The organism is Undibacterium sp. 5I2 (genome assembly GCF_035019605.1).
GTDB lineage: Bacteria > Pseudomonadota > Gammaproteobacteria > Burkholderiales > Burkholderiaceae_D > Undibacterium.
The window spans coordinates 1-11,447 of the sequence record NZ_JASJVS010000087.1; the positions used below are offsets into that span (position 1 = coordinate 1).

9 protein-coding genes are annotated in these 11,447 nt (G+C 55.9%); 8 read left to right on the top strand and 1 reads right to left on the bottom strand.

Annotated features, from left to right (window positions below; genetic code table 11):
* Positions 1-56: 56 nt before the first annotated feature.
* The gene (locus QN359_RS18520; protein ID WP_322250468.1) at positions 57-3,623 is read right to left on the bottom strand and encodes an indolepyruvate ferredoxin oxidoreductase family protein; all 3,567 of its coding nucleotides are present in this window, start codon (positions 3,621-3,623) and stop codon (positions 57-59) included.
* Between the two features lie 474 nt (positions 3,624-4,097).
* Here QN359_RS18520 and QN359_RS18525 point away from each other — a divergent pair, with 474 nt between their 5' ends.
* The 8 genes from QN359_RS18525 (at position 4,098) to dksA (ending at position 11,228) form a co-directional block, all read left to right on the top strand.
* Positions 4,098-5,405 carry a HAMP domain-containing protein gene (locus tag QN359_RS18525; protein WP_322250467.1) on the top strand — a complete coding sequence of 436 codons (1,308 nt, stop codon included), beginning with the start codon at positions 4,098-4,100 and terminating at the stop codon, positions 5,403-5,405.
* Between the two features lie 27 nt (positions 5,406-5,432).
* Entirely contained in the window at positions 5,433-6,425 is a 993-nt protein-coding gene (locus QN359_RS18530; RefSeq protein WP_322250466.1) for a methyl-accepting chemotaxis protein, read from the top strand.
* Positions 6,426-6,474: 49 nt separating this feature from the next.
* On the top strand, positions 6,475-7,326 hold the full coding sequence (dapF, locus tag QN359_RS18535) for a diaminopimelate epimerase (RefSeq protein WP_322250465.1): 852 nt from the start codon (positions 6,475-6,477) through the stop codon (positions 7,324-7,326).
* Between the two features lie 8 nt (positions 7,327-7,334).
* Positions 7,335-7,994, top strand: coding sequence for a DUF484 family protein (locus QN359_RS18540; RefSeq protein WP_416200216.1), 660 nt, complete (start codon positions 7,335-7,337; stop codon positions 7,992-7,994).
* Between the two features lie 34 nt (positions 7,995-8,028).
* Positions 8,029-8,946: a tyrosine recombinase XerC gene (locus QN359_RS18545; protein WP_322251056.1), complete on the top strand. Its 918-nt coding sequence runs from the start codon at positions 8,029-8,031 to the stop codon at positions 8,944-8,946.
* A gap of 79 nt (positions 8,947-9,025) precedes the next feature.
* Positions 9,026-9,496: a Fur family transcriptional regulator gene (locus QN359_RS18550; RefSeq protein ID WP_322250464.1), complete on the top strand. Its 471-nt coding sequence runs from the start codon at positions 9,026-9,028 to the stop codon at positions 9,494-9,496.
* Between the two features lie 49 nt (positions 9,497-9,545).
* Positions 9,546-10,613 (top strand): GTP-binding protein, encoded by a 1,068-nt coding sequence (locus tag QN359_RS18555; RefSeq protein ID WP_322250463.1) that lies wholly within the window; start codon positions 9,546-9,548, stop codon positions 10,611-10,613.
* 210 nt (positions 10,614-10,823) lie between these two features.
* On the top strand, positions 10,824-11,228 hold the full coding sequence (gene dksA, locus QN359_RS18560) for an RNA polymerase-binding protein DksA (RefSeq protein ID WP_322251055.1): 405 nt from the start codon (positions 10,824-10,826) through the stop codon (positions 11,226-11,228).
* Positions 11,229-11,447 lie beyond the last annotated feature (219 nt).

Sequence of the window (11,447 nt, forward strand, 5' to 3'; positions counted from 1 at the left end):
ATGATACCGACTCACTACCCTTTTGCGACAGCCTCTGAAGGCCGGGGTTTCAAACCCTAGTCAGATTTTTGATGAAACTCCGCCAGCAAACCGGCTTGTTTCAACTTGGCAGCCGCCAGATGACGTTCCTTGACATGGCCGTAACCGCGGATGTCTTCAGGAATACTGGCCAGCGCCACTGCTTTGGCCAAATTCTCCGTTGTCAGCAGCGGCAGTAAAGCAACGATGTCGGCACGATAGCCGAGCGGTAAAGCCCGTTCCATGCGTCGCTCTTCGGTGTACCCGAACACATCAAACGGACCGCCGCGCAGCGACTTCAAACCAGCTAAGACGCCGAAGGCTTTTTTCATCCACGGACCGAACTGTTGTTTGATCAAGTGGCCATCGGCATCGCGCTTGGCAAACAGCGGTGGTGCCAAGTGGTAATGGATAGCGTAATCACCTTCAAACAGCGCCGCAATTTTCTTTTCGAACTTGCCGTCGGTGTAGAGCCGCGCCACTTCATACTCATCCTTGTAAGCCATCAGTTTGAACAGGTATTTTGCCACCGCTTCAGTCAAACGCAGGGGCTTGCCATCGACCAGACGGCTTTCTGCGGCCCGCACTTGCGCCACAAAAGCACTGTATTGGGCGGCATACGCAGCGTCTTGGTAATCGCTCAGGAATGCCGTGCGCGTGGCGATCAGTTCATCGACGCCGGGACTGCGTTTGATTTCAATAACTTGTGCCGGTGCCGCCAAACGCGTGACGGCGAGTAAATCGTGCGCTGCCAAACGGCCCCAGTTAAAGGCTTGCTTATTGAAATCGATGGCCACGCCATTGAGTTCGATGGCTCGCATCAGCGCGCTGTGCTGCAGCGGTACCCAGCCCTTTTGCCAAGCATAGCCGAGCAAGAACATATTGGTGGCGATATTGTCACCCATCAGCGCGGTCGCAATCGCTGCGGCATCAATCATGTCAACTCGGTCGTTGCCGCAGGCTTTACGTATATCGTCGGCGGCGTCCTGACCGGGAAATTGCCAGTCAGGGTTTTTAATGAAGGTCGCCGTCGGCGTCCCATTCGCATTGATGGCGGCATGAGTACGCCCTTCGCCCATGCGTGACAAGGCATCTTTACCGGCGGTGACGATGAGATCGCAACCGATTACCAAATCGGCCATGCCGGTACCAACGCGTGTCGACTGAATATCGTCGGCGCGGTCGGCCAGACGCACATGCGACATCACGGCCCCACCTTTTTGCGCCAACCCTGTCATGTCGAGCACGGAACAAGCTTTGCCCTGCAAGTGCGCGGCCATTGCCATGATCTGGCCTATCGTTACCACGCCGGTACCGCCGACACCGGTGACCAAGACACCGAATGGTGTGGCGGTGCTCGGCAAGCTCGGATACGGCAAGCTGTCGACATCAAGCGCATGACCAGGAGCGATCTTGGTTTTAGCTGGCTTTTTCAACTTGCCGCCTTCAACCGTGACGAAGCTGGGACAAAATCCGTTCACACAAGAAAAATCCTTGTTGCATGAGGATTGGTTGATCTGGCGTTTGCGGCCCAATTCGGTTTCCAAAGGTTCGACCGACAAACAATTCGATTGCACCGAACAGTCGCCGCAGCCTTCGCATACTGCCTCGTTGATCACGGCGCGTTTGGCCGGGTCAGGAAAACCAGGTTGTCCGTTCTTGTCGATTTTTTTCCGGCGCCGGCGTTTTTCCGAAGCGCAGGTTTGATCATAAATCATCGCCGAAACGCCGACCGCTGCGCGCAGTTCGCGTTGTACCGCGTCGAGGTCACGACGATGACGTACTGTCACACCGGGTGCCCATGGGTAATCGCTGGGATATTTTTCCGGTTCGTCGGTGACGACGATGATGGGGCCGACGCCTTCGGCAGCGATTTGCCGTGAGATGATGCCGGGGTCGAGCGGGCCGTCGAATTCCTGACCACCGGTCATGGCGACGGCATCATTGAACAGAATTTTATAGGTGATATTGACTTCGCCCGACACCGCCGCACGAATTGCCAGCAAACCGGAATGGTAATAGGTGCCGTCGCCGAGATTGCAAAACACATGTTTTTCATCGGTAAACGGTGCCTGCCCTACCCAAGTCACGCCTTCGGCACCCATATGGGTGAAGGTCGAGGTTTCACGATCCATCCAGGTCACCATGTAATGGCAACCGATACCGGCCAGCGCACGGCTGCCAGCTGGTACTTTGGTTGAGGTATTGTGTGGACAGCCGGAGCAGAAATGCGGCACCCGGTCTTTATTCGGGTCGGGTTTGCCGACGCCGACGAGCATATTTTCCTTGGCTTCCAAATAAGCCACGCGTTGCTGCACCAATTGCGCCACCGGATGACCGGCAAAATATCGGCTGATGCGCGAGGCGATGGCGCGGGCGATCTGGGCCGGGCTCAGTTCATAGGTGGCCGGCAGCAGCCATTCACCGTGACCGGAGCCGTGCAAATTACTCCATTCGCCGGAATCGTCGAACTTGCCGACCACACGCGGGCGCACTTTGTCTTCCCAGTTATACAATTCTTCCTTGAGTGCATATTCGAGGATCTGGCGTTTTTCTTCGACCACCAGAATTTCTTCCAAACCGGTGGCGAATTCGCGCACGCCTTCCGATTCCAGCGGCCAAGTCATGCCGATTTTATACAAGCGAATCCCGATGTCGCGCGCCACTTGTTCATCGATGCCGAGATCGGCCAGCGCCTGGCGTGTGTCGAGGTAGGATTTACCGGCGGTAATGATGCCGATCTTGGCGACCGGGCTATCCCAAATAATTTGATTGAGTTTATTGGCCCGCACATACGCCAGCGCGGCATACCATTTGTAATTGTTCATACGCGTTTCCTGTGCCAGCACAGGATCGGGCGTGCGGATATTGACACCGTCCGCCGGCAAGACAAAATCGCTCGGGATGATCGGTTTCACACGATCCGGATCGATTTCGACCACGGCACCGGACTCGACGATGTCGGTCACGCATTTCATCGATACCCACAGGCCGGTGTAACGCGACAGCGCGATGCCGTGCAAGCCGTAATCGAGGTACTCCTGCACCGTCGATGGATACAGCACCGGAATGCCGCAAGCTTTGAGGATGTGTTCACTCTGATGCGCGGCCGTCGACGATTTGGCGGCATGGTCGTCGCCCGCCACCACCAACACACCACCATGCGGCGAGGTACCAGCCAGATTGGCATGCTTGAACACGTCGCCACAGCGGTCTACACCCGGGCCTTTGCCATACCACATGGCAAACACGCCATCGTACTTGGCGCCAGGAAACATATTCACTTGTTGCGTGCCCCAGACACTGGTGGCAGCCAGATCTTCATTGACGCCCGGATGAAATTTGACATGGTGCCGCGCCAAGTGCTTCTTCGCCTTGGCCGCAGTCAGATCGACATTGCCGAGCGGTGAACCGCGGTAGCCACTGATGTAACCGGCGGTATTGAGGCCAGCTTGTTGATCCGCTTGCTGCTGCAGCATCATCAGGCGTATCAGCGCCTGGGTACCTGTCATGAAAGCGCGGCCGCGCTCAAGCGTGAATTTATCGTCGAGGGTAATCGAGGTGTCGATCAACTCCTGCGACCCGAATTTGAGGGGTGCGTTCATGGGGGGTCTCCGTGCTTTTTTTTTGTGTGGCACTGATGTGTGCCACAAAACATTAACACCTTGTGAGTGTCTCGTCGTTTATTTTAATACTTTCCCACAGTAACACGCTGTATTGCCGCAACTCCATGGACACTGAGCTATAAAATGAGCAGTACAGTATGACTGACAGTAGCGCAAAGTGTACCGGTATAGCACTATGTCGGACTACACAAACACCCCATCCTAGCCACGCAAGACCGGCTGAAGAAAAAAAATTTACATTAATAAGTTGGTTTTTGATCACTTAGATGTTTTTTTGCGGCAATTTCTGTGACAATCAGTCAACGGCGTTTATCCTATGCTGCAGTGCAACCTGCGTCCGATCCGACACGAGCAGCACAATCGACCACGCCGCCCAAGGGAAGCGCGGGTTTAGTCCACGCGCCCCTTAGGGTCTGTCGTTTTCGCACTGACTGTGCGCACACTGGGAGTATTATGGCAAACGTCGTCAACACCGTCCTCCACCGCCTGAGCCTGCCGAGCATGATGCTCATGAGTCGACTCAGCTTGCGCACCAAACTCTTCACCATGTCGGCCCTGCTGGTGTTTCCAAGCCTATTACTGGTCGGTTTTCTGCTGCAACGCATCCAAGCGGACATCAGCACCGCCGACAATGAGTTAGCCGGCGTGAAAATCAGCAGCCACCTGATGAGCATCATGCTCGAAACACAAAAGCATCGCGGCCAACTCAACCTCCAATTCGCCGGCAGCGATATGGCCACGGTGCTCGGTGCGACGCGCAAAGAGTTAACCCAGCAACTCGATGAGTTTGCCGACCTCCACGCGCGTCACCCACAATTCGCCTTGGCTGCGCCATGGGCGCCACTGCAAACTGAATTGCGCGGCTTGGCCAACGGCACCGTGGCGGAAAACTCAGCAGCGAGCTTGGCGCAACACACTTTGCTGATTTCTAAAATTCTCGACTACTGCGCCTATGCTGGCGAACAAACCGGCTTATTGCTCGACCCGGAAGCCGCCACCTACTTTCTCATGGATGCCGCGACCATCAAAGTACCGGCTTGGATAGAAAACATCGCCATTTTGCGTGGTACCGGTGCCGGCCACATCAAGGCCGGTACACTGGCGCCGGAACAAAAAGCGGAAATGATTTCGCGCGTCAACGCCTTGCAAATCAGCAGCAAAGCCGTTTCTGATTTAACTGGTGCGCTGCAACGCTCCGGCGAAAGCATGCCGAGTTCGGCCACGCTAGCCTTTGATGCGAGCCGGCAGTTCATCGAACTGGCGCGTACCGACTTGTTCGGCGCAACCGTCAGCGGCGACGCCAGCGTGTATTTTGCCAGCGGCAGCGCGGCCATCGCCAAGGCTGTGGCGGCGCAAAAAGAATTGATCGCGCGCCTCAGCAGTTTGTTGCAGCAACGCGCAAACGAACAGCGCGCCCACCGCGACGCCATCGTGCTGCTGTTGGTCACGGCCTTTTGCGCCACGCTCTATTTATTGTGGGGCTTTTATCATAGCTTCATGCTGGCCTTGCACGCGGTCAGAAAATCGGCCGTGGCGGTGGCATCCGGTGATCTGACGCAACAAATTCATATTCATGGCAAGGATGAATTGGCCGAAACCGGGAATATCCTCGAAAGCATGAACCTCAATTTGTCCGGCTTGGTGGCGAATGTGCGTACCAATGCCAGCATGGTGTCTCAGTTGGGGCAAAGTTTGGCAGCCGGCATCGGTGATCTGTCGATGCGCACCGAGCAACAAGCCTCCAGTCTGGAGCAAACCTAAGCCAGCGTCGAAGATCTGGCCTTGACCGTGAAAAGCAATGCCGACAGTGCACTGGCCGTCAATGGCCTGGCTGCCAATGTGCGCCTGATTGCCGAATCCGGTGGCACCAGCATGCATGCGGCAGTTGAATCAATGCAAGGCATACAGAGCAGTGCACTGAAAGTGCAGGAAATCATATCGATCATCGACTCGATCGCGTTTCAGACTAATATTCTCGCGCTCAATGCCGCCGTCGAAGCCGCGCGAGCCGGTGAACAAGGACGTGGTTTCGCCGTGGTGGCCTCGGAAGTCCGCGGACTGGCGCAGCGCAGCGCCGATTCGGCGCGGCAAATCCGTACTCTCATCGATGCTTCGGTAGAGCAAGTCAAGCATGGCGTGGGCCAAATCAATGAAGTCAGTCTGACGCTCAGCGATATCGTCGCCGGCATCCGCAACCTCGCGACCAATATCGATGCCATTTCCACCGCCTCAGGCGAGCAAAGTAACGGACTGGCACAAATCGCCCAAGCGCTGCGCGAACTCGATGAAATTACCCAAAGCAATGGGCAAATGGCAGAGCAAGCCAAGAGTTCTTCGCTCAACTTGGAAGAGCGCGCAGCGCTGCTGGCCCAGGCCGTCGCCACCTTCAAGTTGCGTCAGGGAACGGCTGACGAAGCCCATGCGATGGTGAAACAGGCGGTGCGCCGCTACCGCGCCCGTGGTCAAGCGGCCTTGGCCGAGATCACCGCCGATGCGCAGCAGGAGTTTGCCAACAAAGATATGTATGTGTTTGCCTTCAACCGTAACGGTCAATATCTGGCCTTCGGTGGCAATCGCGACAAACTCAAGCTCAATCTGTTCCATATCAATGGCTTGGATGGTCAGAAACTGGTCAGTGATGCCTTCGCTTTGCCGGCGGCCGGCGGCTGGGTCGATTACAGCATCAACAACCCGGTTTCGCAAAAAGTCGAGCATAAAGTATCGTATATTGAAGCCGTGACCGATAATCTGGTGCTGGGCTGCGGGATCTATAAGCTATAGAGAAAACGGATAATGCTGCGCGGCTGGGTTCCCGCGATATAATGATGGGATGAAACTCACATTCACCAAAATGCATGGTGCTGGCAATGATTTTGTCGTCATCGATGCCATTAATCAGCATGTCGAACTCAGCGCTGCGCAGTGGCGTCACATTGCCGATCGCCGTTTTGGCATCGGTGCCGACCAAATTCTGGTGGTACAACGCTCCAGCCTGCCTGAAGTCGATTTCCGTTATCGTATTTTTAACGCCGACGGCGGTGAAGTCGAGCAATGCGGCAATGGCTCACGTGCCTTCGTGCGTTTTGTCATCGAGAAAAAACTCACCGACAAAGCGGCTATCCGGGTAGAAACCATGAGCGGCATCATTGCGCCGCGCATGGAAAGCGATGGCAGCATCACGGTCGACATGGGGCCACCGCAGTTGGCACCGGCCAAATTGCCATTCGATACGCAAGGGCTGAACAGCCGCCCAGTCGCGCTCGACGCCCTGTGGCCACTCGACGTGGCCGGCGACACCCGCTGGGTCTCGCTGGTTTCCATGGGTAATCCGCATGCCGTCCAAGTGCTCGACGATGTGGCAAGCTATCCGGTGGCAACAGAAGGCCCGCTGATCGAGCAACATGCGCGTTTCGCCAAACGCGTCAATGCCGGCTTCATGCAAGTACTCGACCGTCAACATATTCGTCTGCGCGTGTACGAACGCGGTGCCGGCGAAACGCTGGCCTGTGGCACCGGTGCCTGTGCGGCAGTCGTCGCCGGCATCCTGCGCGGCTTGCTCGACAGCCCGGTAGCAGTCAGTATGGCTGGCGGCGAGCTGTCGATCGCATGGCAAGGTTCCGGCACGCCGGTTATGCTCAGCGGACCGGCGGTCACGGTCTTCGAAGGCGAAATCACTCTCTGATCACTGTAATGAATTCAACTGACATCGCAACCTATCTGATCCAACATCCGCATTTTTTTGAAGAACATGCAGAATTGCTCAGTGCTGTAAAACTCACCAGCCCCATCATGGGCCGTACTATTTCCTTGCAGGAAAGACAAATGGAGGTCGTGCGCGAAAAATATCGCGCCCTCGAACTCAAGCTGACGGACTTAATGCGCATTGCTGATGAAAATTCCAGCATCAGCAATAAATTCCAACGCTGGACCCGTACACTTTTGTTAGCACGCAATGATGTTGATCTACCGCATATGCTGACACGCGATCTGCAAGAAATTTTCGACCTGCCGCACGCCACCGTCCGTTTATGGGATGTTGCCGCCGATTTTTCGCATACCTGGTTTGCCGAACCGGTGAGCGCCGACGCGCGCTTGTTTGCCAATAGTTTGAAAGTCCCGTTCTGCGGTGCCAATCAAGATTTTGAAGCGGCCGGCTGGTTCGATACCGAACTCGCCGTTGCCTCAATCGCCTTGCTGCCGCTGCGCCTGTCCGCCGATGCGGCCTGCTTCGGCATGCTGGTCTTGGGTTCACCCGATCTGGCGCGCTACACCAAGGACATGCATACCGATTTCTTGGTTCAGATCGCCGACACCAGCAGCGCGGCGCTCAGCTGTCTGATCGACCACTGAGGCGGCGCGCCGCTATGCTGAGGCCAGTGTGAATCTGCCGGAGCGTTATCTCGAAGTCTTGCGCAGTCAACGCCAACTGAGCGCGCATACCTTGGCCAGCTATGCGCTCGATTTGCAGGAATTACAAAATTTTGCCGGCACGCAGCCGCTGATCGCCCTCAGCGGCGGACAAATTCGCCACTTCACCTCGCGCTTACATGCGCGCGGCCTCAATCCGCGCAGCATCGCCCGCACCCTGTCTGGCTGGCGCGGTTTTTATCGTTGGTTAATGGAAACCGAGGGTTTGGCCAGCAACCCGGTCGATACCGTGCGAGCACCAAGAAAAACTCGACCGCTGCCGCAAGCCTTGGGGGTCGACGATGCCATTCGTCTGGTCTCACAAGCGCGCCCCACTCCCCACAACGAGCAAGCCAGCCCCTGCCCCAACCACGCCATGTTTGAATTACTGTATTCGAGCGGCCTGCGGGTGTCGGAACTGGCGGGCCTCGATGTGCGCCCGATCAACGAGCCAGCGCACCACTCACTGGGTTGGGTAGACTTGGCGCAAGCCGAGGTGCATGTCACCGGTAAGGGCGGCAAACCACGCATCGTGCCGGTGGGTAGGCCGGCGCTGGCAGCGCTGCGCACTTGGCTGACACAGCGCGACAGCCTGCTTAAAAGCGATCCCTACCCGCTGTTTCTCAGTTCGCGCGGCACCCGCATCTCGCCGCGCTTGATACAGTTGCGCATCAAGGCGCACGCCAACAGCCTGGCCATCGCGGCCAATGTACACCCGCATATGCTGCGCCATTCCTTTGCCTCGCATTTACTGCAATCGTCGGGCGACTTACGCGCCGTCCAAGAGTTACTGGGCCACAGCTCGCTGGCAGCAACCCAAATTTATACCTCCCTCGATTTTCAGCACTTGGCCAAGGTGTACGATGAAACCCATCCGCGTGCCAAGAAAAAATAATGCCCGCGCAGCTGTTTTGTGCAACTCAATTGCAGTTGCGGCATAATGCCTCTGTTCTCGTTAAAGTCCGCGCATCGCCATGAACCCAGCCATCACTCCGACTACCCGGCCAAACGCCGCCGATTTATTGGCCGCCCACGGTGTCCGTGCCACCGGTGCACGGCTGAGCGTACTGACTTGCCTGTTGCACGCGCCGCAAGCGATGTCGCACTTAGAATTGCAGCAAGCGCTGCCGGAGATGGACCGCGTCACGCTGTACCGCGCACTTGATTGCCTGAGTCTGGCGGGGATCGCCCATAAAATTGCCGGCGATGATAGAGTTTTTCGCTACGGTACCGCCGAAGCCCGTGCTCATGAACCGCAACACTATTCGCACAGCCACTTCAAGTGTACGCGCTGCAAACGCGTTTTTTGCTTGGACGATAGCCAACAAGCCAGCGCCTTGCATCAGCAATTACAAGCCAGCGTCGCGCACGCCTTGCTAAGCGGCTTCCAAACCCATGACATCGAACTCAATATCAAAGGCTGGTGCGCTGCTTGCGTGAATTGAACTGTTCACCGCAGCCTCGCCCACGCCTGGCCCAACCAAAGGAAAGCCCATGACTAGCCTGATCCCCACCACCATCCTGACCGGTTTCCTCGGCGCTGGCAAAACCACGCTGCTCAATCGGATACTGCAAGAGCAGCATGGGTTCAAAATTGCCGTCATCGAGAATGAATTCGGCCAAGAAAATATCGACAACCACATCCTGTTGCAAGCCATCGAGGAACAGATCGTCGAGATGAACAACGGTTGCATTTGCTGCACCGTGCGCGGTGATCTGATCGTCGCACTGGCCAAACTGATGGCACAAAAAGATGCCGGTCAAATCGACTTCGATCATGTCGTCATCGAAACCACCGGCTTGGCCAACCCCGGCCCGGTTGCGCAAACCTTCTTCCTCGATGAAGAAATCGGCACGCGCTATATGCTCGACGCCGTCGTCACCGTAGTTGATGCGTTTCATGCAATGAAGCAACTCGATGAGTATGAAGAAGCGCAGCGTCAGGTCGGCTTTGCGGACAAAATTTTGCTATCGAAAACAGATCTGGTCGATGCCGCCGCTTTGAGTGCGCTCAAAACCCGTCTGAGCCGCATCAACCCACGCGCACCCATCAGCGCCCTCGATTTCGGCCAAATCGCGATTGCCGAAGTACTCGACCTCAAAGGTTTCAATCTCAACGCCAAACTCGATCTCGACCCCGAATTTTTAGCCGCCGAAGCCGCCGAGCAGGCGCATGCAGAGACGGAGTGCGCGCCCGATTGTCAGCATCATGCACATACGCACGAGCATGAGCAGCAGCACAACCATCACCACGCCAGCCACAGCGACGACATCGCTGCCTTTGTCTTCAAAAGCCAACGGCCCTTCAATACCGGGCAACTCGACCAGTTTCTCGGCGGCTTGGTTCAAGTATTCGGTCCACGCATGCTGCGCTACAAAGGGGTGTTGTTTATGGAAAACGCCGATAGGAAAGTTATTTTCCAAGGAGTTCATGAAATAATGGGCACCGATGTCGGTATGAAGTGGGGAGATGAGGAAATTCGTGAGAGTAAAATGGTTTTTATTGGCAAAAATTTACCAAAAGAGATATTTATTCAGGGCCTCGAGCATTGTTTGGTATAAACTATCGGGCTACTGATAATGAGCATGGCCTCTTGCGGACTGAGAATTCGGTCCCATCTATCCAGCGCTGTTATCTGTCAGGGGAGAATCATCGTCTGCGGCGAAACAGTGCCTCGGATTTTTTCTATGTATTAACACGTTGTATCGAAAGTAAGCGAAGTGGCAACTAAATCACCTAAATCGACTGCTACAGTCAGCGCCCCCGAAGCTCTGCTCACCGAGGAACAACTCCTCGCTATGGTAGAGAAGGACTACATGAACGCTGCACAACTGGCATTTTTCAAGGCCCGTTTGCAACAGCTTGAAAAGGATTTACTGAAGAATGCCGATGAAACCACCGAGCATCTGCGTGAAACGGTGTTGGTCCCAGACCCGGCCGACCGCGCCACGATAGAAGAAGAACATGCGTTGGAATTGCGCACGCGTGATCGCGAACGCAAATTACTTAAAAAAGTGCAGCAATCCATCAACAGCATCGACGAAGGTGACTATGGCTGGTGCGAAGAAACCGGCGAACCGATAGGCGTACCGCGTCTGTTGGCCCGTCCGACCGCCACGCTGTCATTGGAAGCGCAGCAAAGACGTGAAATGAAGCAAAAACTGTACGGCGATTAATTTCCGCGCTTTACACCGCAGTATCACTGCCCTCTGCATCGACGTCGCCCGCCTCATTCGAGACCGGGCGACGTTGCTACTTGGCCAGCCACAACACTCCCAGCGCGACACGACGGCAGCACCGGTACTGATTTTGAACAATTTAATGGATCGTCGCAAGCGACGATGGAAAAGACTCTGGAAGGGGTTTGCATCCCCTCCCATCGCGTCGCTCCTTCG